This is a genomic window from Streptomyces sp. NBC_00726, assembly GCF_045161735.1.
GTDB lineage: Bacteria > Actinomycetota > Actinomycetes > Streptomycetales > Streptomycetaceae > Streptomyces.
In genome coordinates this window covers 5973134-5998077 of sequence record NZ_CP108983.1, presented here as the reverse complement: position 1 = coordinate 5998077, position 24944 = coordinate 5973134, and the positions used below count along the sequence as shown (strand labels likewise).

15 protein-coding genes are annotated in these 24944 nt (G+C 71.7%); 10 read left to right on the top strand and 5 right to left on the bottom strand.

Annotated elements, in window-relative coordinates; translation table 11 throughout:
- Nucleotides 1-708 carry a glycoside hydrolase family 12 protein gene (locus OG338_RS26655; protein ID WP_405939766.1) on the top strand — a complete coding sequence of 236 codons (708 nt, stop codon included), beginning with the start codon at nucleotides 1-3 and terminating at the stop codon, nucleotides 706-708.
- A gap of 48 nt (nucleotides 709-756) precedes the next feature.
- Here the strand turns inward: OG338_RS26655 and OG338_RS26650 are convergent, their stop codons facing one another.
- The 5 genes from OG338_RS26650 to OG338_RS26630 form a co-directional block, all read right to left on the bottom strand.
- A complete protein-coding gene (locus tag OG338_RS26650; protein ID WP_405939765.1) occupies nucleotides 757-1764 on the bottom strand; it encodes a LacI family DNA-binding transcriptional regulator in 1008 nt (335 codons plus the stop codon).
- 191 nt (nucleotides 1765-1955) lie between these two features.
- Entirely contained in the window at nucleotides 1956-3209 is a 1254-nt protein-coding gene (locus tag OG338_RS26645) for a cytochrome P450 (RefSeq protein ID WP_405939764.1), read from the bottom strand.
- A complete protein-coding gene (locus OG338_RS26640; RefSeq protein ID WP_405939763.1) occupies nucleotides 3206-4501 on the bottom strand; it encodes a cytochrome P450 in 1296 nt (431 codons plus the stop codon). The genes OG338_RS26645 and OG338_RS26640 overlap by 4 nt, the downstream gene beginning before the upstream one ends.
- 179 nt (nucleotides 4502-4680) lie before the next feature.
- Nucleotides 4681-6747, bottom strand: a complete 2067-nt coding sequence (locus OG338_RS26635) for a phosphocholine-specific phospholipase C (RefSeq protein WP_405939762.1) — start codon at nucleotides 6745-6747, stop codon at nucleotides 4681-4683.
- 123 nt (nucleotides 6748-6870) lie between these two features.
- Nucleotides 6871-9936 (bottom strand): Eco57I restriction-modification methylase domain-containing protein, encoded by a 3066-nt coding sequence (locus OG338_RS26630; RefSeq protein WP_405939761.1) that lies wholly within the window; start codon nucleotides 9934-9936, stop codon nucleotides 6871-6873.
- A 219-nt stretch (nucleotides 9937-10155) separates the two neighbouring features.
- Here OG338_RS26630 and OG338_RS26625 point away from each other — a divergent pair, with 219 nt between their 5' ends.
- The 9 genes from OG338_RS26625 to OG338_RS26585 all read left to right on the top strand — a co-directional run bounded on the left by OG338_RS26625 (nucleotide 10156) and on the right by OG338_RS26585 (nucleotide 24825).
- The gene (locus tag OG338_RS26625; protein WP_405939760.1) at nucleotides 10156-11886 is read left to right on the top strand and encodes an AAA family ATPase; all 1731 of its coding nucleotides are present in this window, start codon (nucleotides 10156-10158) and stop codon (nucleotides 11884-11886) included.
- A gap of 21 nt (nucleotides 11887-11907) precedes the next feature.
- Complete coding sequence (locus tag OG338_RS26620; RefSeq protein WP_405939759.1) at nucleotides 11908-12636, top strand: response regulator transcription factor; 729 nt, start codon at nucleotides 11908-11910, stop codon at nucleotides 12634-12636.
- A 115-nt stretch (nucleotides 12637-12751) separates the two neighbouring features.
- On the top strand, nucleotides 12752-14752 hold the full coding sequence (locus OG338_RS26615; protein WP_405940535.1) for an ATP-binding protein: 2001 nt from the start codon (nucleotides 12752-12754) through the stop codon (nucleotides 14750-14752).
- Between the two features lie 104 nt (nucleotides 14753-14856).
- Nucleotides 14857-15222, top strand: a complete 366-nt coding sequence (locus OG338_RS26610; protein ID WP_405939758.1) for a sortase-dependent protein — start codon at nucleotides 14857-14859, stop codon at nucleotides 15220-15222.
- 89 nt (nucleotides 15223-15311) lie between these two features.
- Complete coding sequence (locus tag OG338_RS26605) at nucleotides 15312-15908, top strand: class F sortase (protein WP_405939757.1); 597 nt, start codon at nucleotides 15312-15314, stop codon at nucleotides 15906-15908.
- A 149-nt stretch (nucleotides 15909-16057) separates the two neighbouring features.
- Complete coding sequence (locus OG338_RS26600; RefSeq protein WP_405939756.1) at nucleotides 16058-18220, top strand: N-6 DNA methylase; 2163 nt, start codon at nucleotides 16058-16060, stop codon at nucleotides 18218-18220.
- Between the two features lie 85 nt (nucleotides 18221-18305).
- A complete protein-coding gene (locus OG338_RS26595; protein WP_405939755.1) occupies nucleotides 18306-20423 on the top strand; it encodes an N-6 DNA methylase in 2118 nt (705 codons plus the stop codon).
- Nucleotides 20420-21643, top strand: coding sequence for a restriction endonuclease subunit S (locus tag OG338_RS26590; protein ID WP_405939754.1), 1224 nt, complete (start codon nucleotides 20420-20422; stop codon nucleotides 21641-21643). The genes OG338_RS26595 and OG338_RS26590 overlap by 4 nt, the downstream gene beginning before the upstream one ends.
- Nucleotides 21640-24825, top strand: coding sequence for a type I restriction endonuclease subunit R (locus OG338_RS26585; protein WP_405939753.1), 3186 nt, complete (start codon nucleotides 21640-21642; stop codon nucleotides 24823-24825). Before OG338_RS26590 ends, OG338_RS26585 begins: the two co-directional genes overlap by 4 nt.
- Nucleotides 24826-24944: the final 119 nt, after the last annotated feature.

The window sequence follows — 24944 nt, the reverse complement described above, 5'->3', positions numbered from 1 at the left end:
ATGGCACGACGCACCCTCAGCAGGATCGCCCTGACCCCGGCGGTGGCCCTGGCGGCCCTCGTCGGCTTCGCCTCCGCCCCGGCCCAGGCGGCCGTCTGGTCCTCGTCGGACCAGTGGGGCACGTACACCACCTCCGACAACTACACCCTCTACAACAACATCTGGGGCTCCGGCGCGGGCGCCCAGTCGATCTGGGTCAACTCCTCCTCGGACTGGGGCGTCTGGGCGGACCACCCGGACACCGGCGGCATCAAGTCGTACCCGAACGCCAAGAAGGTGGTGAACAAGCCGATCGGCTCGCTGTCGTCGCTCACCAGCACGTACAACGTCACCGTCCCGTCGTCCGGCGCGTACAACACCTCGTACGACATCTGGGACAGCGACTACGACTACGAGGTCATGCTCTGGGTCAACCACCACGGCGCCGTGGGGCCGTTGGGCACCCCGCAGGGCAATCTGACGCTGGGCGGGCACACCTGGACCGTGTACAAGGGCGACAACGGGTCCAACCAGGTCTTCTCGTTCCTGCGCACCTCGGACTCCACCTCGGGGACGGTGGACATCCTGCCGATCCTGAAGTGGATCAAGGACACCAAGGGCTGGTGGGGCAATGAGACCATCGGCGACGTCCAGTTCGGCTACGAGATCACCTCGTCGGCCGGCGGGCTCGACTTCCGTACGAACGGATTCGGCGTCTCCGCGAGCTGACCCGCGCACCTGAGGAGCCGGCCCCCGCGCGGGGGCCGGCTCACGCGGTCACCGGGGAGCGGGCCCGGTGCTCTCACGTACCGTCAGTTCCGGTGCCAGCAGCTCGACTTCGCCGGCGTCCCGGCCGGACAGCTTGGCGACGACGTGCTCGACGGAGCGGCGGCCCATCTCCTGCGCCGGTATGGCGACGGAGGTCAGCCGCACCGATGCCTGGGTGGCCACCTGCTCGGGGCAGATCGCCACCACCGACACGTCCTCGGGGACGGCCCTGCCCTGCTGGCGCAGCAGGTTGAGCAGCGGTTCCACCGCCGCCTCGTTCTGCACGATGAAGCCGGTGGTGCCGGGGCGCTCGTCGAATATCCGGGACAGGGTCTGGGCCATCGCCGCGTAGCCGCCCTCGCAGGGACGGTGCAGGACGCGCGCACCGGTCTCCCGCGCCTTGGCGCGTACACCGTCGACGGTCCGCTCGGCGAAGCCGGTGTGCCGCTCGTAGACCGCGGCGGCCTCGCCGATGACGGCGATCTCGCGGTGGCCGAGACCGGCCAGATGCTCCACGCAGAGCGCCCCGGTCGCCTCGAAGTCGAGGTCCACGCAGGTCAGTCCTGCGGTGTCGGCGGGCAGTCCGATGAGGACGGCGGCCCGGTCGGTCTCGCGCAGCAACGGAAGGCGCTCGTCGTGCAGTTCGACGTCCATCAGGATCATCGCGTCGGCCAGCGAGCTGCCGGCGATCCGGCGCACCGCCGCGGGCCCCTCCTCGCCGGTGAGGAGGAGGACGTCGTAGCCGTGGGTGCGGGCGGTGGTGGCGACCGCGATGGCGATCTCCATCATCACGGGCACGTACATGTCGGTGCGCAGCGGCACCATCAGCGCGATGATGTTCGACCGGCTGCTGGCGAGCGCCCGGGCCCCGGCGTTGGGGTGGTAGCCGAGCTGCTGGATGCTCCGCTCGACGCGTTCACGGGTGGCGACGGAGATGGACCGCTTCCCGCTGAGGACGTAGCTCACCGTGCTCGCGGAGACTCCGGCGTGCTGTGCGACCTCGGCCAGGGTGACCACGGCTCTCCCTCACGGTCGGATGTGGCGAAGCGCTTCGACTCCGCTCTCTCCAGCCGTGACGTGGAGAGACAGCGCGAGCCTAGCCCTGCCGTGACGGCATGTCCAGACCACTGTCGAAGCGCTTCGACACACGGGGAGGCTTCCGGCTACCGCAACGATATGCCCGCCGGCCGCCTCCCCGTCACACCGGATCAGCCGCCGAGGAGGACCGGGAAGGACTCCATGTCGTTCTGCGTCATCACCGGGAGGTTGCGCAGCTCGGCGTCGGGGATCGCGAGCCGCAGGTCCGGGAAGCGCGCGAAGAGCGCCGGCAGGGCGATGCCCGCCTCGACCCGGGAGAGCGCCGCGCCGGGGCAGATGTGCGGGCCGTGCCCGAAGGTCATGTGCCGGATCGGGGTGGAGCGCGTGATGTCGAAGGCGTCGGCGTCCGGGCCGTGCTGCTCGGGGTCGCGGCCGATCACCCGGTACGAGATCACCACGCCCTCGCCCTTGGCGACGACGGAGTCGCCGACCTCGATGTCCTCGGTGGCGAACCGCATCAGCAGATGGGTGGTCGGGGTGTCGAAGCGCAGGGTCTCCTCGATCACGGTGTCCCAGGAGACCTCGCCGTCGAGGACCATCCGCAGCTGGTCGGGGTGGGCGAGCAGGGCGCGTACCGCGTTGAGGATGAGCCCGATCGTGGTCTCGTGGCCGGCGGCGACCATGGCCTTGAGGTTGCCGATGACCTCCTCCTCGGTCAGCGGCTCACCGCCTTCCTCGGCCAGGATCAGCGCGGAGGTCAGGTCGTCGGTGGGGTGCGCGGTCTTCTCGCGTACGAGTCCGGCGTAGAAGACGTCCAGGTCTGCGAGGAGCGCGAGCCGTTCGTCCTGCGGGGTCAGCATGGAGAAGAACTTCTTGTACTGACGGGTCAGCATGGCGTTCTCCGCCGGGTCGACCCCCATCAGCATGCCGACGACCCGCATGGGCAGCGGCTGGGCGAACACCGACTTGAGGTCCACGACGGCCCCGTCCCGGCCGCCCTCCGCCAGCGCGTCCAGCAGCTCGGCGGTGAACTTCTCGATGTCGGGGCGTATCGCCTCCAGGCGGCGGGGTGTGAGCGCCTGGGAGGTCTTGGTGCGCAGCCTGCGGTGCTCCGCGCCGTCGACGGTGAACATGGACCGTCCGGCGTCGATCATGCCGATGAGCGGCCAGGCGTGGGTCACCTCGCCGCTCTGCCAGAGCCCCCAGGCGTTGATGTCCTTGACCAGGCGCGGGTCGACCAGGAGCCGCCGGGCGTCCGCGTGCCGGGTGAGGGTCCACGCGGGCACACCGAGGAGTTCGATGCGGGCCAGCGGTCCGGCGTCGCGCAGCCGCGCGGTCTCGCCGTCGAGGTCCCGGACCATGGGGTCGATGACGACGGTGGCACCCGGATCGGCCGCGGCCTGGGCGGCATGGGGGCAGGTCACGAGAATTCTCCTGTCGTGCGTACGGGGGTGAACCGGACGGGGAGCGTGGTGTTGCCGCGCAGGAAGGGGGAGGGCCGACGGACCAGGTCCTCGACGGCGACGTCGAGCCGGAGGTCGGGCAGCCGGTCGAGCAGCACCTCGATGCCGGTCCTGGCGATGATCTCTGCGATCTCCTGGGCGGGGAACGGGCACCGGTACTCACCGTGGCTGAAGGCGAGGTGCGCGCCGTTGCCTCCCTGGGCGGGGCCCGGTCCGCCGGAGACGCCCTGGCGGATCAGCGGGTCGGTGTTGGCGGCGCCGAGCCCGAGGAGCAGCATGTCGCCGGCCTTGACGCGCTGCCCGCCCAGCTGGGTGTCGCGGGCGGCCCAGCGGCCGGCCAGGATCTGGGTGGGGGTGTCCTCCCACAGCACCTCGTTCATGGCCTCGCCGATGCTGCGCCGGCCGCCGGCCATGGAGTCGGCGAACTCGTCCTCGGTGAGCATCAGCCGGACCGAGTTGCTGATCCAGTCGGCGGTCGGGAGGTGTCCGGCGGCCGTGATGGCCATCAGGTCGAGGGTGTACTCCTCGTCCGTGAACTCCTCGGGGTAGTCGAGCATCCGGGAGGTCACGTCGTCCCCCGGCTCGGCCCGCTTCGAGGCGAGCAGCCGGGCCATGTGCTCGCCGAACCGCTGGTGGGCGCTCTGCGCCTCGGGACCGCCGTCCGCGAGGTCCTTCAGTACGCGTGCGATGTCGGCGCCCTCCCCGTCGGGGAAGCCGACGAGCCGGGCGAGGACGAGCACGGGCAGCGGTTCGCAGAATTCAGCGACGAGGTCGGCGGTGCCCCGGGAGCACATCGCGTCGATCAGCCGGTCGGCCAGCTGCTCGCAGTGCGCCCGGATGCGGAACGGGTCGGCGCCTTCGAGGGCGGGGGTGACCATGCGGGCGTGCCGCAGGTGCTCCTGGCCCGCGCTGAAGTAGATGGACGGCATGGGCCGCCCGACCATCGGCAGCAGGGGCCAGTCGTCGGGGACGTTCGGCCACTGGTTCCACAGGCCGACGTCGCGCGGGAACAGCTCGCCGTCGGTGGTGACCCGGTGGAGCTCCCGGTAGCCGATGACCAGCCAGGCCGGGAAGCCGCCGAGCAGTTCGACGGGGACGACCGGCCCGTACTCGCGGCGCATCGCGCGGTAGACGCTCTGCGGCTCGGCCTGGAAGCCGGGCCCCCAGAGCGGCACGGCGCCGGCGTGCGCCGGGCAGCCGGAAGGGGCGTCCGGGGACACCGGCGCGGACTCGGCCGGGGAGGGGCGCGTCATGAATCCTGACTCCTGTGGCGAACGACGGCACGCGTCAAGATCACGCGGTCAACACTCGCTCACTATAAGGATTTTATGTGCGACAGGATGGTCATTCACGATCAATTCCAAACCTTGGACGGTAGCTCCGGTCGCTCGGGGCGCGCCGGTCGCCGTCCCCGGCCGGTCCGCGCGGGGTCTCAGCCCGTCCGCAGCCCCGGGTCGCTCGCCCCGGGCTCGCCCGTCTCGACGTGCCCGGCGAAGCGCCGCAGGAAGGTGTCGTCCGCGTCGCCCGTGACGGTGACGTCGTACCAGCGCTTGCTGCGGCGCAGGTCGAGCGTCCGCCGGACGGTCTGCCCCGGACGCACGGTGACCGTCCGTACCTCTCCCCCGTAGGCGGCGGCGCTGCGCAGGGTCAGCCGGACGGAGCCGGTGCCGGAGTGGGTGAGGGTGAGTTCGAGGTTGCCCGTCGCGGTGTCATGACGGGCCGTCACCTCGGGGCCCGCGGCCTTGCCGGGGTTGCGGAAGGAGCGCAGGAAGCCGTTCGGGCCGTGCACGGTGAGGTCGGTGACGCCCTGGGAGTACACGGTGTTCCAGGTGTCGGCGACCGAGGCGCCCGCGTGCGTGGTGTAGGTCCAGGGGCCGTCTGTGCGGTTGCCGGACGTCACGAGGAAGTGCGCGCCGGCCGCCGGCCCGCCGCCGAAGGTGAGCCGGAAGGTGCCTGCGGCCGGGTCGGCGGTGCCGTCCACCAGCGGCGCGTAGGGCAGCGGGCGGGTGGGCCGTGAGCCGGGCTCCTGCCGCGGCACCGCTCCGGTGGCGGGCGGCACGGGCCGGTAGTCGGGATGCCGGTCGCGGTCCGGGGGCTCGTAGGCGGCGGTGGACGGCAGTCCGGGCGCGGCGGGGTCCGTGCGGCCGAAGTCGAAGGCGGAGGTGAGGTCGCCGCAGACGGCCCGCCGCCAGGGCGAGATGTTCGGCTCGCGCACCCCGAAACGGCGCTCCATGAACCGGATGACGGAGGTGTGGTCGAAGACCTCCGAGCAGGCGTAGCCGCCGGTGCTCCAGGGCGACACCACGGTCATCGGCACCCGCTGGCCGAGCCCGTAGGGACCCGCCGCGTACCGCGGGTCGCCCGGGAAGTAGTCGGCGGCGGTGTCCACGGTGGACAGCCCCTGCGCGGGCCCGGACGGGACGTACGGCGGCACGACGTGGTCGAAGAACCCGTCGTTCTCGTCGTACGTGATGAACAGGGCGGTGCGCCCCCAGACCTCCGAGTCCGCGGTGAGCGCGTCCAGCACCTGTGCGATGTACCAGGCGCCGTAGTTCGCGGGCCAGTTGGGGTGTTCGCTGTACGCCTCGGGCGCCACGATCCAGGACACCGAGGGAAGCGTCCCGGCCGCGATGTCGGCCTTGAGGTCGTCCAGCAGGCCGCCCCCGCTCTTCAGGTCGCTGCCGGTGCGGGCCTTGTCGTACAGTGCGTCGCCGGGCTGGGCGTCGCGGTAACTGTTGAAGTACAGCAGTGAGTTGTCGCCGTAGGTGCCCCGGTAGGCGTCGCCGATCCAGCCCCAGGACCCGGCGGCGTCGAGCCCGTCGCCGATGTCCTGGTACACCTTCCACGAAACCCCGGCCTCCTCAAGCCGCTCCGGGTAGGTCGTCCAGCCGTATCCGCGCTCGTCGTTGCCCAGCTCGGGCCCGCCGCCGGCGCCGTCGTTGCCGGTGCAACCGCTCCACAGGTAGTAGCGGTTGGGGTCGGTCGAGCCGATGAACGAGCAGTGGTAGGCGTCGCAGAGGGTGAACGCGTCGGCGAGCGCGTGGTGGAACGGGATGTCGTCCCGGGTGAGGTGGGCCATCGTGGTCGCCGTCTTGGCGGGCACCCACTGGTCGTAGGCGCCCTTGTTGAACGCCCGGTGGCCGCCCGCCCAGTCGTGGTTCAGGTCCTGGAGGAACTGCATCCCGAGCGCGTCGGCCGGCGGCCGGAACGGCAGCACCTCCTTGCCCGCCGCGTCCGCCTGGTGCCACACCGGTTTGCCGCTGGGCAGGGTGACGGGGCGCGGGTCGCCGTAGCCCCGTACGCCCTTCATCGTCCCGAAGTAGTGGTCGAAGGAACGGTTCTCCTGCATCAGGACGACGATGTGCTCGACGTCCTCGATGGTGCCCGTACGCCCCCGGGCGGGAAGGGACGCGGCGCGGGCGATGCTGCTCGACAGGGCGGTGAGGGCGACGGAGCCCCCGGCGAGCTTCAGGAGCCGGCGGCGGTCGATGTCTGCCATGGGAAGCCTTCGCGGTGGGGGGATATGGGGTGGAGAGCGACTGGAGTGTTCCAGACCCGCCGGCCCCCGCGTAAGGCCCTTGTCGTGTGCACGGAGTGACGCCGGGCGGAACAGCCGGCGAACCTACCCACCGGGACCGGGTCCATGCCGGGGCCCGTCGCCCGGTGGCGGGCTGAGCGGTGAGGTGTAGGTGCCGCCCGTCGCGATCCCCGCGGCGGCCATCAGGTCGTACGCGGTCAGGATGAGGTCCTTGGTGCGGTAACCGCCGTACCGGGCCTCGTCCTTGCGCCGGACGACGGGGAAGGTGTCCAGGATGTACGCGGTGTCGGCACGGCCGATCCCGTACAGGTGGAAGAAGAACGCGTCGAGTTCCGCGCGGATCCGGCGGCGGCGGTCCTCGTCCCAGCGGAACGGTCCTCCGGTGTCGCCCAGATCGGCGGCGAAGGGGCCCATGTCGTGGGCGGTGCAGGTGAGTTCGAGGACGCGCGGGATCAGGAATCCGGTGTGGCGGCGGACGGTCTCCGGGGGCAGGACGGGGAGTTGGCGGATGTAGAAGAAGCTGAGGTTGAGCCCCGCGGCCTTCTGGCGGGTGACGTAGTCGTAGACGAAGGAGTTGAAGTGGGCCACCAGGGCCGCGCTGTCCTGTGAGTTCCCGGTGTGCAGCAGGAAGACGGAGTCGCCGATCGCGGCCGGGGGCAGGATCGCGGAGATCATGGTGCGCTGGTTGGTGGGGCTGCTGATACGGAGGAAGGCGAGGCGGCCGGGCGGGGTGCCGGGCGGGGTCTCGGCGCGGTCCACCCAGTGGCCCGGGACGGCCAGGCGGGACGCGGTGGCCCAGGCGGCGGCCGTCAGATAGGCGGGCTGGTTCTGCCGTTTGACGGCGGTGGCGCTCTTGACCACGTCGGCCGCGCGGTGGTTGTAGGCGTCGACCATCTTGGCCTCGTACAGCGGAAGCATGACCCGGTCGCCGTTGACGTAGTGGTTTCCGGCCGCCTGCCAGCCGGTGGCCGTCAGCTCCTCGCGGGTGCGGAACCGGTGCGAGTCGTTGGCCATGTGGAACATCGTGCCGAAGGTGACGCCCCACGGATTGCCGTCCGGGTCGCCCTCCTTGATGAGGACGGGGAGCCGTGCGTAGATGCCGAGGGTGATCTCGGCGTCGCGGCGAGTCCGGAAGACCGGGCAGGTGCCGGTGTTGGGGTTGAGGAGCGCGATCTCCTCGGGCGTGAGGGCGAACACCCGCCCCTCGCCGGCGAGTTCTGCCGGGTCCCGGAGGAAGAAGGCGAACCGGGCGGCGGGTTCGCTCAGGGCACGGCCGGTCAGGGACAGGATGCTGAACTTGAACGAGCGGTGGACGTCCGGGAAGACGGGCGCGGCGTTCTCGAAGTCGTACAGGGCGGCGAGCGCGCCCCTGTCGACCAGGTCCTTGAAGTAGAAGCGGGTCGTCGCGTCCGTGGCGATGCCGGTCGGCACGATCATGCCCATCCGGCCGCGCGGGCCGGTCAGCGCCCGGCCCGCCTCGGCGAACACGGCGTACGTGTTGATGTCACCGCGCCCGGTGAGCGGATACCGTCCGCCGTCGCGCAGAAAGTGGCTCGTCCCCTCGGCCGTGCGCTTGGCCGCCTCGAACGCGGTGTGCAGGGCGGCCCGGTCCGGGGCCTCCTTCAGCGCGGCGATCAGGCGTTTGCGGGCGGCGGCCGTCTTCGCGGCGGCGATCTCCGCGTCGTGCTGGGCGAAGAACTCCTGCTCCTGGAGCTTGATGCGCTCCCAGGGCGGGTTGCCGAGGACGCAGTCGAAACCGCCGGGGCCACCGGGGCCGAAGACCTCGGGGAACTCCAGGTGCCAGTGGAAGAACCGGTACCGGTCCCGCAGCCGCGCGATCTCCTCGCGGGTGGCCCCGGGCGCACCCGGCAGGTCGCGGAGGACCGCGTCGGTCACCGCGGGCGGGGCGTCCGCCGTCCTGCGCCACAGGAACGCGGCGCACCAGGCGTCGGCCGCCTCGCGCCCCGGTTCGACGCCCTGGCCGCAGGCCCTCCGCTCGGCCCTGTTCCGCTTCTTCAGGGCCCTGGCGTGCGCGCGGTCGTCGCCCGCCGTGGGGGTGAACGCCGCGTCCGGGACACCACCCCGCAGCAGGTCCGGCGCCGCGCCGATCAGGGCGTTGCCGTGCTTGACGCGGGCGTCCAGGAAGGTGAGCGGCCGGCCGGGCTCCGGGGCCTCCAGCCACAGCGCCATCCTGGCCAGTTCGACGGCCATCGGGTCCAGGTCCACACCGTGCACGCAGTGCGCGACGACCTCGCGAAGGGCGTCGCGGTACGGCTCCGTCGTGCCTCCGCGCACGTCCGCGAGGCGCCGGGCGATGCGGCGGGCCGCCGCCACCAGGAAGTGGCCGGAGCCGCAGGCCGGGTCGCAGACGGTGAGGGCCAGCAGCTCCCGGGCGGCGGCGCCCGCTGTCCCGCCGCGTGCGACGGCGGCATCCAGGACCGGGTCGAGCGCGGCGTCGAGCAGGCACTCCACCAGGGCGGCCGGGGTGTAGTAGGAGCCCGAGGTCTTACGGGCGTTGCCGGGGAGTGCGACCAGCGTGAAGGCGCGGTCCGCCGCGTCGATCCGGGGGACGAGCTGGAGCAGCGATTCATGGACGGAGCCCAGCTCCTCCGCGTCGAGGCGGCCGAAGTCGACCGGCCGGGCGCGCCGGGTGCCCGGGTCCGGGGCCTCGGACAGCAGGCGCACCGCGGTGAGCAGGTCCTCGTCGGGCAGGGCGAGCCCGTGCAGCGGGGCGTCGGCCTCCGTGGGGGTGAAGATTCCGCCGAGTCCGGGCAGGCCGAGGCGCTGGTCCCCGGCCGGGTCTCCGAGGGCGTCGAGTACGGCGCGCAGCGCCGCGTAGAACTCACCGCGTTCCATGGCGCCGCGCGCACGGGCGCGGAGGCGGGCCGTCGAGAAGTGCGCCGCGTACCGTGCCCTGGCCCCGGCGGTCGCGGCCGGGGACAGCAGGGCGCCGCGGTCCTCGGTGACGAAGAGGAAGAGCAGCCGGAAGACGAGGCGCAGCAGGGCGGTGTGCAGGGCGGCGGCGTCCGCGTGCGCGCGCAGGGCGGTGTTGGCGGGGTGGCGCAGGAAGCCGGTGCCGAGGGTGGTGAGCGCGGCGCGCACCCCTGTGCGGAGCCGGTCCGGGGTCCGGCTGCTGGGGATCGCGGACATCAGACGGACTTCCCGGCGGTGACGGTGGGGAACGGGGACGCGAGCGGAGATCGGGGAGACTGGGGAGCGGAGATCGGGGAGCGAAATCGTAGCCGAGGCGGTCCGCGTCCGGGAGGCCGCGCGCCCGGCGTTGGCTATCCTGACGACCGTTGCGGGTGTGATCACGGGCGGCCGGGGGGCCACGGGCGCGGACGGCGCGCCCGGCGAGGGGAGAGTCACGTGCAGGGTGCCACGAGCCGGGGTTCGGCCAGGAAGGCCGAGCAGGCGTGGAACCAGGGGATGGTCCTCATGCGGCAGGGGGACAACGCGGGCGCCGCGGCGCAGTTCGCGCTCGCCGCACAGCACGACCCGAGCGCCGCCGACGCCTGGCTGGGGCTGCATGTGACGGGCCCGGACCAGAAGGCGGCACTGGACGGCATGCTGCGCACCTCGGCGCAGTTCGGGGCCCTGCGGTCGAAGTACCAGTCGCCGCTCCGGTCCACCTTCCAGATCGGCCACTACGTCACCTTCCGGCTGGAGACCTCCCGCGATCTGTGGCTGGCGGCCATGTCGGCGTTCCTGGACGACCGGCGGGTGGACGAGGCGTGGAAAGGGCTGTCCACGGCGCTGCTGGACTGCGACGAGACCCGGTTCGTCTGCACCCGGTACGCGTTCCTGAAGGAGGACTGGCCGCTCGTCCTGAGGTACGCGCCCGGGATCAAGGACGCCTTCCTGCGCGACGAGGCGCAGTTGTACGTGGGCTGCGCGCTGTTCGCGCAAGGGGTCTGCCATGAGTCGCTGAACGTGCTGTCCGCGCTGCCGGGGAAGCTGGGCGCGGGCAGCAGGTTCGACGCCGAGGTGAAGTACTTCATGGGGCGGTCGCTGGAGGCGCTGGGCCGCGAGGAGGAGGCGCTGAAGCGGTATCAGTACGCGTTCCGCTGCGCGCCCGACCTGCTCGACGTGGAGTCGCGCGCCCAGGCCCGCCCGGTGCGCAAGACCGTCCAGGCGCCCGCCGCCCCGGTCACGGCCACGTCGGGCGGGGGTCCTTCGCAGGCCGCCGCCGGCGACGACGGCGGGCTGTCCGCCGAGGAGCGGGCCCAGGTGCTCGCCGAGGCCCAGCGGGCGCTCGACGCCATGATCGGGTTGCAGCCGGTGAAGCGCCAGGTGCAGACGCTGCTCGCGCAGTTGCGGATGTCCGCGCTGCGCGAGGAGCAGGGGCTGCCCGGCGGGGCCCGTCCCCGGCACTTCGTCTTCGCGGGGCCGCCCGGCACCGGCAAGACGACCGTGGCCCGCATCATCGGCCAGGTCTTCGCCGGGCTCGGGCTGCTGAGTTCGGGCCATGTGGTGGAGGCCCAGCGCGCCGACCTGGTCGGGCAGCACCTGGGCTCGACGGCCCTCAAGACGAACGAGGTCATCGACTCGGCGCTGAACGGGGTGCTGTTCGTCGACGAGGCGTACTCGCTCAACATCACCGGGCTCAACGGCGGCGACGCCTTCGGCAAGGAGGCGGTCCAGGTGCTGCTGAAGCGGGCCGAGGACGACCGGGACCGGCTCGTCGTGGTGCTCGCCGGCTACCGGGACGAGATGTCGGAGCTGCTCGCCACCAACCCCGGACTGGTCTCCCGGTTCAACACCCGCGTCGACTTCCCCTCGTACGCCGCCGAGGAACTCGTCCTGATCGCCCGGTCCGTGCTGGCCTCGCAGGGCGACGAGCCGGACGCGGGCGCGCTCGACGTCCTGACCTCGCTGTGCACGGCGGTCGTGGACGACGGCAAGGCCGATCTGGTGGGCAACGCCCGGTTCGCCCGCGAGCTGTGCGGGAAGGCGTCGGCACAGCGCGATCTGCGGCTGTACTCCGCGCACACCGACTCCACGCCGACCCGCGCGGAGATGGTCACCGTCCTCGCCCGGGACGTCGTCGCCGCGCACGACGAGCTGATGGAGTCGCACCGGGACGCGGGCACGGCGTAACACCTGTCTACGATCGATCGTGTGTGCGCACATGTGATCGTTGCCGAAGACGACGAGAATCAGGCCGAGCTGCTCCGCCGCTATCTCGAACGCGAGGGCCACCGGGTGACCGTGGCGCCCGACGGCCTCGCGGCGCTCGACGCGGTCCGGCACCGGGAGCCCGATCTGCTGGTCCTCGATGTGATGATGCCCCGGGCCGACGGTCTCGACGTGGTACGCGTACTGCGCGCGGAGCACCGGGAGCTGCCGGTGCTGATGCTCACCGCCCGCACCACGGAGGACGATCTGCTGCTCGGCCTCGATCTGGGCGCCGACGACTACATGACCAAGCCGTACAGCCCGCGCGAGCTGATGGCCCGGGTGCGTACGCTGCTGCGCCGCAGCCGGCGGGGCGCGGGCGGCGAACCGGAGGATGCCGGGGTGCTGCGGGTGGGGGCGCTGGTGGTCGATCCGGTCCGGCATGTGGTGGCGGTGGAGGGGCGGGCCGTGGAGTGCACGCCGGGCGAGTTCCGCATCCTGGCCGCGCTGGCCGCCGAGCCGGACCGGGTGTTCTCCCGGCAGCAGCTCCTCGGCGAACTGCACGGCTTCGACCGCTACATCAGCGACCGGACCGTCGATGTGCATGTGATGAACCTGCGCAAGAAGATCGAACCGGCCCCGCGCCGGCCCGTCCGGCTGCTCACCGTCTTCGGCGTCGGCTACAAACTGACGGACCCGGCGAAGGCGGGGGCCGGTGCGGCGGCTTCGTAAGGTGCGGCGGCTTCTCGGCGGGCGGCGGCTTCGGGGGGCGCCCCGGTCGCGCGGCGAGTCCCGGCTTCGTAACGCGCCCCGCTCCCCCGGTGCCGGTGCGCGGCGGACCGTGCCCCTGCGCAAGAGCCTGTTCGCCCGGCTGCTTGCGGTCTCCGCCCTCGTCGCGGCCTGTTCGGTGGCGGCGACCGCCTGGCTCGCCGTGCAGACGACCTCGGGCGCGATCCGGCAGGAGCAGGGCCAGAATCTGGCGGCCGACGCCCGGATCTACCACCGGCTGCTCGGTTACGCGGCGGCTCATCCGACCTGGGACGGCGTCGGGGCCACGGTGCGCGAGCTGGCGGAGCAGTCCGGGCGGCGGATCGCGCTGACGACCCAGGGCCGCGCCCCGCTGGCCGACTCGGCGGCCGGGGACGCGGCGGCGCTCCCGGCCCAGGCGTCGGCGGTGGTCGATCCGCTGTCGGTGGACACCGCGCTGTCGACGGGCGCCGGGGCGACGGGCGGCACCACCACGGACCGGGTCGACCCGCGCGCGGTGGGCCCGTTCCGGCTGCCCGCGGCGGAGCGGACCCGGCTGCGGAAGATCGCGGACCGGGGCGTGGCCTGCCTGGGCGACTTCGGGATCGCCGCCGATGTGGTGGCCGGTGCGAGCGGCCGCCCGCTGATCCAGGTGGTGGGCGGCAACGACCCCGAGCGCATCCAGGGCACGCGGTGCGCCGTGGACGCGCTGGACACCCCGACGGCGACGGAGCGGAAGGCGCTGAAGGCGCTCAACCAGCTGGCCGACGCCTGTCTGGAGCGCCAGGGCCGCGACGGCGTCCACCTCAGGCTCGGCCTGTCCTGGGGCCAGGCGGCCGAGCCCGTTCCGGCGGAGGCGGTGCCGGTGCCCGCGGCGCCGATGGCGACGCTGCCCCCGGCCGTCGAGCCGAGCGCGGTGCCGACCGAGGTCCCCCGCGAGGAGCCGAGCGCCTCACCCAGCGCGGTGCCGGGCCCCGGCGACCAGCAGGCGGCGGCCACCGGTGAGAACGACCGGGCCGTCGCCTCCTGTGTGGGCACGGCCCGCCGGGAGCAGCTGAGTTCGTACGTGGCCTCGCCCGCCCTGCTCTTCATCGGCGACCCGGGCGGCGCGACCGTGCCCGGCTTCGACCTCTCACCGGCGAACACCGCGCGGATCGCGGGCGCGGCGGCCCTGGTGCTGGCCCTGACCGTGGGCGCGTCGGTGCTCGTCGGCGCCCGCCTCGTACGCCCGCTGCGGGCGCTGACGGGCGCCGCCCAGCGGATGCGTGACGGGGAGGACACCGCGCCGGTGGTGGTGGCCGCGGACAACGAGATCGGGCGCCTCGCCGCCACGTTCAACGACATGTCCGCCCACCGCGCCCGCCTGGAGGCGCAGCGCAAGGCGATGGTGAGCGACGTCGCCCACGAACTGCGCACCCCGCTCAGCAACATCCGGGGCTGGCTGGAGGCTGCCCAGGACGGGGTGGCCGACCCGGACCCGGAGTTCATCGCCTTCCTGCACACCGAGGCGGTCCAGCTCCAGCACATCATCGACGACCTCCAGGACCTGGCGCAGGCGGACGCGGGTGCGCTGCGGCTGCACCCCGAACCGGTGGCCGTGGCCGAGCTGTTGGGGCAGGTCGCGGCCGCGCACCAGGCCCGGGCCGACGCGGCGGGCGTCGCGCTGGGCGTCCGGCCGCCGGACCGCCCGCTGCCGGCGCTGACGGCCGACCCGGTCCGGCTGCGGCAGGCGGTGGGCAACCTGGTGTCGAACGCCGTGCGTCACACCCCGGCGGGCGGGTCGGTCACGCTGTGGGCCTACGGCTCCGAGGACGGGGACGCGGTGCTCGTGGACGTCGCCGACACGGGCAGCGGCATCCCGGCCGATGACCTGGCCCGTGTCTTCGACCGGTTCTGGCGCGGCGAGAAGTCCCGGTCGCGCCGGACGGGCGGCAGCGGGCTCGGACTGGCGATCGTACGGAAGCTGGCGGAGGCGCACGGCGGTACGGCGACGGCGGTGAGCACTCCCGGCGAGGGCTCGGTGTTCACGCTCCGCCTTCCGGCCGGCGCCCCGCCCCTTGGTGCCGCCGACGACCCTGATGCGATGAACACAACGATCTGACAGCTTCCTCACAACTTGGCGCGACCCTGTCCGCACGCCTCGCGCCGCGGTGCGCACCCGCACCGCGGCCGCCCCTGAGGCCGATCCGGAACGGAGCCCTGCCCATGCCCCTGCGCACCACCCTGCGTACCGCCCTCCTCGCCGCCGTCGCGGCCGGCGCGGTCTGCGTACCGGCCACCGCGGCCTTCGCCGACTCCTCGCCCCGGCCGTCGGCCTCGGCGACCGAGCCGCCGTCGGAGCAGTCCGCCGAGCCGACCGTGGCCCCGTCGGACGAACCGTCCGCCGTGCCGTCGGAGCCGCCCACGGCGGTCCCGTCCGAGGCGCCGCGCGGCGGCGTCGCCGCCGGTGAACAGCCCGCCGGTCCGGACAGCGGCACGACCGTCCTCGCGGGCTCCGCGGCCGCCGCGCTGCTGCTGGGCGGCGCCGGCACGGTCGTCGTGCGCCGCCGCACCGCCCGCCGTGACGGCTGACCCGTCCCGCACCCGATGAGCCGCAGTGGCGCCGCCCCACCGACCGGGCGGCGCCACTGCCGTACGTACGATCCCTGGAGCCCTGTCCCATGCCCCGCACCCGCCTTCCGCTCGCGGCCGCCCTGGCCCTCGCCGCGCTCGCCGCCCTGGCCGGCTGCTCCGGCGCCCCCGCCCCGCAGCCCTCGGAGACTCCCGCACCGGCGGCGACCCCCGAGACCCCCGCCGCCACGGCCCCCGCCACCGCCGAGCCCCCCGCCCACCTCTCCATCCCGTCCCTGGGCGTGGACAGCGACATCATGCGGCTCGGCCTCAACCCCGACCGCACGGTCGAGGTCCCACCGGCCGACAAGGGCATGACCACCGGCTGGTACACGGGCAGCGCCGTCCCCGGCGCCCCCGGCGCGGCGGTCCTCATCGGCCACAACGACACCCGCTTCGGCCGTGCCGTCTTCCATGACCTGCGCAAGATCACCAAGGGCGCGGACATCGTGGTCCGCGACGCCCGGGGCAAGAACATCCACTTCGAGGTCACCGCCCGCGAGACGGTGAGCAAGCACGCCTTCCCCACAGCCCGCGTCTACGGCCGCACCACGGAACGGGCCCTACGCCTGATCACCTGCGACGGCGCCTTCGACCCGGCCGGCCACCCGGTGGACAACCTGATCGTGTACGCGAAGCGGAAGTGACGGGCGTGACGGGGCTCAACCGGTGAGGTTCCCCCGGAAGCGAGCCCAGAGAAGAAAAGACGTGAAAGCATTGTCAAATCGCTTCCATCGGTTTGACGACTGGTGTAGCTTTTGAGCTGCTCACTCCCGAGAGGCTCAGGACTCCCGCCATGCCACAGCCATCCGCCCAGGTGACCGCCGCCGAGATCTCACGCATCGCGGGAGTCACGCGCGCCACGGTCAGCAACTGGCGTCGCAGGCACGACGACTTCCCGGCCCCTTCGGGGGGCACGGACTCCAGCCCCCTGTACGACCTCGTGGACGTACGGACCTGGCTCGGCGCCCGCGGCCGTGCGGCGACGGCCGACCCGGCGGAGGAACTGCGCACCGCGCTGCGCCTGCGCCAGGCGGCCGGCGGCCCGACCGGTGTGCTGCTGCCGCTGGTGCTGGCGGCCGCCCAGTGCACGCCCGAGGAGCGCACGGCGCTCGCCGGCCTGTCGGACCCGAGCCTGATCGTCCGCGCCGAGGGGGCGTCGGCCGATGCCGCGGATCTCGTCCCGGGGGCGGAGGCGGTGCGCTTCGCCGGGGAGGACGTCGATGTGCTGCGAGCGCTCCTCCGCTGCGTACAGGACGACGGCACCGGTGACGCCGCACTGGCCGTACTGGCGGAACGCGAGCTGGAGGACAGCGCGATCGGGGGTACGTACCGGACCCCGGCCCCCCTCGCGGACCTCATGGCCCGGCTCGTACCGGGTCCGTACGGGCGAGTGCTCGACCCGGCGTGCGGAAGCGGATCACTGCTCGCGGCGGCGGCGCGGCTCGGTGCGGGGGCGCTGTACGGCCAGGACGCCGTTACGGTGCAGGCGCAGCGCAGCGCGGTGAGCCTGCTGCTGGCCGCGCCCGAGGCGGACGTCGAGGTGCGGGTCGGCGACAGTCTCCGCGCCGACGCCTTCGCCGGCCTCACCGTCGACGCCGTCCTGTGCAATCCGCCGTACGGTGACCGCGACTGGGGCCACGACGAGCTGGCGTACGACTCGCGCTGGGCGTACGGCGTCCCGCCCCGCGCCGAGTCCGAACTCGCTTGGGTCCAGCATGCGTTGGCCCATCTGATGCCGGGGGGCCACGCCGTGGTGCTCCTGCCGCCCGCCACGGCGTCCCGCGCCTCGGGCCGTCGTGTGCGCATGGACTTGGTACGCAGCGGAGCCGTCCGCGCGGTCATCGCGCTGCCCCCGGGCGCGGCGGCACCCCTCCACGTGGGGCTTCAGGTCTGGGTGCTGCAACGCCCCGAGCCGGCGGGCCCGGAGCGGAAGGCTGTCCTCTTCATCGACACGGCCGGGGCGGCGGGCGCGGGCGCTCCGGCCTCGGCGGGCGCCGCGGCCGGTACGCGTGGTGGCCGCTCCGCCCCGGACTGGCCGTCGCTCACGGAGGCCGCCGTGGGCCAGTGGTCGGCGTTCGCCGGCGCCCCGGACGCGTTCACGGACGAGCCGGGAACAGTGCGGGCGGTGCCGGTGGTCGACCTTCTGGACGACCTCGTCGACCTCACGCCCGCCCGCCATGTCCGCGCCTCCCGCACGGACATCGCCCCGGCTGAGCTGGCCCGCGAGACGGAGGAGGTGCGCCGCCGGCTGATCGCCGGCGCCGCGTCGCTGGGCGAGGCCGCGCGCTACACGGACTGGGGCGCGGCCGGCCCGGAGCCCCGCGAGTGGCGCACGGCCACCGCGGCCGACCTGGCACGAGGCGGTGCGCTGACGCTGCTGCGTACGGCCCCGGAGACACGGGAGACCGCGGGCGCGGCGGCGACGGCCGCGCCACCCGTGCTCACCGGCCAGGACATCGCCCGGGGCACGGCCCCGTCCGGCGACCCGGGCACCCTGCGGACGGACTCGGCGCCGGTGATCGCGACCGGTGATGTCCTGGTCCGGGCGGTCGCCGGAGGCAGCGGCGCGATGTCCCGGGTGGCCGACGAGACGGACGCGGGGGCGCTGCTCGGCCCCCAGGTCCACCTGTTCCACCCGGACCCGGCCCGGCTCGACGCGTGGTTCCTCGCCGGATTCCTGGGATCCGCGGAGAACATCGCCGCCGCCTCGACGGGCAGCACCGTCGTGCACGTCAGCCCGGGCCGGCTCCGGGTGCCCTTGCTGCCGCTGGAGGAGCAGAGACGGTACGGCGAAGCCTTCCGCCGCGTGCACACGCTGCGCGCGGAGGCCGCGCGCGCCACGGAGCTGGCCGACGCGACGGCCCGGCTGCTGGCGAGCGGCCTCACCGGTGGCGGCCTGATCCCGTCACCGCCGCCGGCCGCGAACGACAGGACAGCGGGCGCCGAATCGGCCTGAACCGGCGCCACGCCCTTCACGTAACCACCACACTTGCCCGTACCCGCTCCGGCGGAGCGGGATCGACAGGGAACCGGGGAACGACTTGAACAGCAGCAAGCACACGGAGCTGGCGAACCACGCCTGGTCCGTCGCCGATCTTCTGCGCGGCGATTACAAGCAGTCGGACTACGGGAAGGTGATCCTTCCGTTCCTGGTACTGCGCCGCCTCGAATGCGTACTGGAGCCGACGCGGGACAAGGTCGCGGAGACGGCCGCCCGGTTCGAGCGCCAGGACATCGACACGGATCACTTCCTGCGCCGGGCCTCGGGCCACACCTTCTACAACACGAGCAGCCTGACCCTGAAGAAGATCGCGGGCGACGCGAGCAACGCGGCCGCGAACCTCCAGGTGTACATCGGGGCCTTCTCCCCCAACGCCCGCGAGGTCATGGAGAAGTACGAGTTCGCCCAGCAGGTCCGCAAGCTGGACGGTGCGAACCTGCTCTATCAGGTCATCGGCAAGTTCACGGACCTGGACCTGCGCCCGGAGACCGTGCCCAACCACAACATGGGCTACATCTTCGAGGAGCTGATCCGCCGCTTCTCCGAGCAGTCGAACGAGACCGCGGGCGAGCACTTCACCCCGCGCGAAGTCATCAAACTGATGGTCAACCTGCTGATCGCCCCGGACGGCGACGCGCTCAGCCTGCCGGGTGTCGTCCGCACGGTCATGGACCCGGCCTGCGGCACGGGCGGCATGCTCAGCGCGGCCGAAGAGCACATCAAGTCGTACAACGAGGACGCCACCGTCGAGGTGTACGGACAGGAGCTCAACCCGGAGTCCTGGGCGATCTGCCGGTCCGACCTGATGATCAAGGAGCAGGACCCGGAGAACATCGCGTTCGGCAACTCCTTCTCGGACGACGGCCACGCGCGGGAGACCTTCGACTACCTGCTGGCGAACCCGCCGTTCGGCGTGGAGTGGAAGAAGGTCAAGGGGGCCGTCGAGTACGAGCACGACCACCTCGGCGACTCCGGCCGCTTCGGCGCGGGTCTCCCCCGCATCAACGACGGCTCGCTCCTCTTCCTCCAGCACATGATTTCCAAGATGAAGCCGGTGGACGTGAACGCCAAGGGCGGTTCGCGCATCGCGATCGTCTTCAACGGCTCCCCCCTCTTCACCGGCGCGGCCGGCTCCGGCGAGTCGGAAATCCGCCGCTGGATCCTGGAGAACGACTGGCTGGAGGCGATCGTCGCGCTGCCGGACCAGCTGTTCTACAACACCGGTATCTCCACGTACTTCTGGATTCTGACCAACCGCAAGGACGCCCAGCACAAGGGCAAGGTCGTGCTGCTGGACGCGCGCGACCAGTGGATCAAGATGCGGAAGTCGCTCGGCGACAAGCGCAAGGAACTCGGCGACGGCACGGGCGGCAAGCCGAACCACATCGGCGACATCACCCGCCTGTACGGGGAAGCGGTGGACGCGGCCGCGAACCCGGACCACCCGATGCACGCCAACGTGAAGGTCTTCGACAACACGGCGTTCGGCTACCAGCGCGTCACGGTGGAGCGCCCGCTGAAGCTGCGCTTCGAACTGACGGAGGAGACGCTTGCCGCCCTGCTCGCGTCGAAGCCGGTGCAGAAGTGGGCGGAGGAACGCTTCCTGCCGCGCGAGCCGGAGCTGGCCGCGAAGACGAAGGCCCGGCGGAAGCTGACGGAGGACGAGGAGACCCGGTTCCGGAAGCTGGCCGATGCGGAGGTGGCGGTGCTCCGGGACGCGTTGAGCCCGCTGCTGGGCTCGGAGTGGACGACCAAGTCGGAGACCCAGGTGGCGGTGCGGACCGCGATGGCGGAGGCCGGCGTGCCGGGGCCGACGGGGGCGCCGTTCGCGAAGGCGTTGCGGGATGCGGTGGGGGTGCGCGACCCGGAGGGGGAGGTGCAGCTCCTGAAGGGCGACGCGAAGGAACCGGACGCGGAGCTGCGGGACTACGAGAACGTGCCGCTGGGCGAGGACGTGGAGGAGTACCTGAAGCGGGAGGTGCACCCGCACGTGCCGGACGCGTGGATCGACCACGCGAAGACGAAGGTGGGCTACGAGATCCCGTTCACCCGGCACTTCTACGTGTACGAGCCGCCGCGGCCGTTGGCGGAGATCGACGCGGAGCTGAAGGCGCTTGAGGCGGAGATCCAGGCGCTGCTGGGCGAGGTGACCGAGTGAGCTTCTCAGCACTCCCCATCCGCCGTGTTTTCAAGGTAGTCAATGGGGGAACCCCCACGGCCGATGAGGCGAACTGGAACGGACGTATTCCCTGGGCCACCCCGGCCGACTTCGGAGCCCAGTTTTCACACCTCAGTGCCACACGGAGGAGTCTGACACCTGTCGGCGCGGCCACAGGCTCCACTGTCGCACCGTCAGGATCGATTCTGGTGTCCACCCGTGCACCAATCGGCTACGTGGCGCTCGCTCGCGAGGACATGGCATTCAATCAAGGGTGCCGGGCTCTTGTCCCTCGAATCCCCTGCGACCCCCGCTTCTTCGGATATCAGCTGGAAGCACGGGCGGACAGCATCCGGGCGGAAGGGCTCGGGACGACATTCGCAGAACTTTCGTCGGAAAAGCTCGCGTCGTTCCCTGTCAGTGTGCCCCCTCCACATGAACAACGCCGCATCGCCGACTTCCTCGACGCCGAGACCACCCGAATCGACGCACTGGTCAGAGCCTACGATCGCGTAAAGAGCCTCGCCTCGGAACGCGCGCAGACCATGATCGATGCAGAAATTGACCGAGAGCCCCTCGATACTCCGCTTCGCTACATCATCAGGTTCCGAGAGGGGCCTGGCATCATGGCTGTTGATTTCCATCAGGAAGGCGTTCCACTCATCCGCATCTCCGGCCTCCAGGAAGGGAAGGTGACGTTGCGGGGATGCAACTTCCTGGACCCGGAAAAGGTGGCCCGTCAATGGCAGCACTTTCGGCTGCAACTCGGTGATCGCCTTATCAGCGGAAGCGCAACAATGGGGTCGGTCTCCCTTGTCGATGACCCCGAAGTCGTCGGATCGATTCCCTACACTGGCCTTATGATTCTCCGCCCGGCTCGATCCGGCGTGGAGATGGACTATGTTGAAGCATTCCTGAAATCTTCACGTTTCTTGCGGCAAATCGATACGCTGAAGACCGGGGCTGCCATGCAGCACTTCGGCCCGACTCACCTTTCGCAGGTGTACGCGTCGCTTCCCTCAGTGGAGAAGCAGCGTCGCGTGGTCGACAAGGTCGCAGAGGCGCTGAGTTTCTCGGAGCAGGTCGCTCGCCTGACGAACCGGCAGGTCACCCTCCTCGCCGAACGCCGCCGGGCCCTCATCACCGCCGCAGTAACCGGCCAGTTCGACGTGTCCACCGCCGGCGGCCGCAACGTAACGGACGGAGTGCCGACCGTATGAGCCCCATCCACAGCGAGTCCGCCTTCGGGGACGCCATCGTCGCGGCCATGGCCGAGCGCGGCTGGCGTGAAGCCCGGGCCGGGGACTATCAGGCCGACCTCGGCCTGGACACCAACGAGTTGTACACCTTCCTCAGCGAGAGCCAGCCCCGCGAGTGGGCCGAACTCCTCTCCGTCTACGGCAAGGACCTCAACGCCGCCCAGCGCGGCTTCGCCCAGCGCCTCGACAAGGCGATCAGCGAGGACGGTCTCCTCAACGTCCTCCGGAACGGCGTCAAGGACCGGGGCGTCCGCCTCCGCGTGGCCTATTTCAAGCCGAACCTGGTCGCCGACGACTCCGTACTCGACGGCTACCGCGCCAACCGGCTCACCGTCGTACGCGAACTCGTCTACGCGACCAAGCAGGCCGACTGGGGCAACAAGCTCGACCTGGCCCTGTTCCTGAACGGCATCCCGGTCGCCACCGCCGAGCTGAAGAATCCGCTCACCCGGCAGGGTGTCGAGCACGCGAAGGAGCAGTACCGCACCGACCGCGACCCCACCGAGCTGATCTTCACCCGGCGGGTCGTCGCGAACTTCGCGGTGGACCCGGACCTCGTCTTCGTGGCCACCCAGCTCCGGGGCAAGAACACCCGCTTCCTGCCGTTCAACACCGGATCGAACGGCGCCGGCCTCCCCGGCGGCGCCGGAAACCCGGCCCCGACCGCGTATGGCACGTACGCCTCCTCCTACCTGTGGGAGCAGGTCTGGGCGCGGGACAACTGGCTGGACCTGCTTCAGCGTTATGTGCACCAGCAGAAGACGAGGACCCCGGGCGGCGGGACCACCAAGTCCACGATCTTTCCGCGCTTCCACCAGTGGGACGTCGTCAGGCGGCTGACCGCGCACACCTCCTTCCACGGCGTGGGGCAGAACTACCTCGTCATGGCCTCCGCCGGCTCCGGCAAGTCGAACACCATCGGCTGGCTCGCCCACCGGCTGAGCGACCTGCACGCCGGCACCGACCCCCGCGCGCTCGACCCCGATGCCCTCGCGGCCGGGCGGATCAAGCCGGGCTCACCCGTGTTCGACAAGGTCATCGTCATCACGGACCGCCGCAACCTCGACGCCCAGCTCCGCGAAACGGTGGGCAGCTTCTCGCAGACCGAGGGCCTGGTCGTGAAGGTGGACGAGAAGCACGGTGCGAAGAGCGAGCAGCTCGCCCGCGCGCTGTCCCGCGACACGGGCAAGATCGTGACGGTCACCCTCCACTCGTTCCCCGCGCTCATCGACTACATCGAGCGCAACCCGACGGAGATCAAGGGCACCAACTTCGCGATCGTCATCGACGAGGCCCATTCCTCGCAGTCCGGTGACGCCTCCACGGCCGTCAAGGCCGCCCTGCGGGACCTCGGTCTGGACGCGGACTCCGAGGACAAGGGCGCGAGCACCCTGACCGTGTACGAGAAGCTGAAGCAGAAGGCCGCGGAGCGCTCGAAGGCCGCCAACCTCTCCTACTTCGCGTTCACCGCCACACCGAAGGCGAAGACGCTCGAACTCTTCGGCACGGAGGACACCGTGAACGGGAAGGCGGTCTACCGCCCCTTCCACACGTACTCCATGCGCCAGGCCATCGAGGAAGGGTTCATCCTCGACCCGCTGCGGAACTACGTCACGTACAACACGTACTGGAAGCTGGTGAACGGCAACCCGGACGAGCGCGAGGTGGACCCCTCGAAGGCCAACGGCCTCCTCGCCCGGTTCGCGCTCACTCACGAGTCCACCGTCTCCCAGCACGCCCAGGTGATCGTGGAGCACTTCGTGGCACACTCCCGGGGCCGGCTCGGCGGACGCGCCAAGTCCATGGTGGTCACGGCCTCCCGCAAGTCGGCCGTGGCGACGGCCCGGGCGATCCGGAGCTACATCCAGGACCGGGACTACCACACCAAGTACCCGGACCTGGGCGTCCTCGTGGCGTTCTCCGGCTCGCTGAAGACCGATGACGACGAGGACGAGACGACCGAGTCGAAGGAGAACGGCGGCATCGCGGAGAGCGCGCTGCCGAAGGCGTTCGCGTACACCCGGGCCGACGACAAGACGGCCGGCGCGGGCGGGCGGGGGCAGCAGGAGTACAAGATCCTGGTGGTCGCCGAGAAGTACCAGACCGGCTTCGACCAGCCGTTGTTGACCACCATGTACGTCAACAAGAAGCTCACCGGCATCTCGGCCGTCCAGACGCTCTCCCGCCTCAACCGCACCGCCGACCGCAAGACGCAGGCCGACCTGGCGGTCCTGGACTTCGCGAACGACGCCGAGGACGTCCAGGACGCGTTCCGCCCGTACTTCGAGGAGGCGAACACCCTTCCCTCCGACCCGAACCTGCTCTACACCGCGCAGAGCCGGGTCATGTCGGCGCCGGTCATCTCCGAGCCGGAGATGGACGGGTTCGCCGCCGCGTACTTCGCGGCGAAGGAGAAGGCGGCCGGCTCGCAGGCGAAGTGGGAGAAGCTGCACGCCGAGCTGTACCGGCTGCTCTCCCCCGCCGTCGCCCGCTTCACGCCCCTGCTGGAGAGCGAGGAGGAGGACGACGTCGAGACGGCCGAGGACTTCCGGGCGAACCTCAACGACTACGTACGGAAGTACGGCTTCCTCGCCCAGATCGTCCCGTACCGCGACCCGGAGCTGGAACGGCTGCACCTCTACGGCCGCTACCTCCTCAACCGCCTCCCCCGCCGGGCGGACGGCGGCGTCGACATAGGCGAGATCGACCTCAGCCACCTGCGGGTGGAGAGGACCGGCGAGTACGACGTGTCGCTCTCCCCCGATGGACCGGCCGAGCTGCCCGGCTTCGGGGACGGTACGGGCGGCGCGGCCGAGCCGGAGAAGTCGCTGCTGTCGGAGCTGATCGAGGCGTTCAACGCGAAGTTCGGCACGGAGTTCACCGAGGACGACGTCCGCGCACCGTTCAGGAAGACGACCGAGGACCCGAAGGTCCGGGCCGCCGCCGTCGTCAACGACGAGCAGAACTTCGGCAAGGTCTTCGACCGCGCCTTCGCCGACAACATGGCCGACCACATCGAGACGACGGCCGGCATAGGGCGCCAGTACTTCGGCCCCGACAAGAGCTTCCGCTCCAGCCTCGACCGCAGTGCGCGGCGGGCGGCGTGGCGGATGATCCGCCGCGACGAGGGTGTGGACGAGTAGTCCGCCTGGGGGTGTGGGAGGGCCCCAGTTCGATCACCGCCGAACCCGGCTCCTTCTCCCTGAGCTTCCGCTGACCCACCACGCGCCCGGGCGCAGCGTCGGCCTCGCGCCGCAGTTCG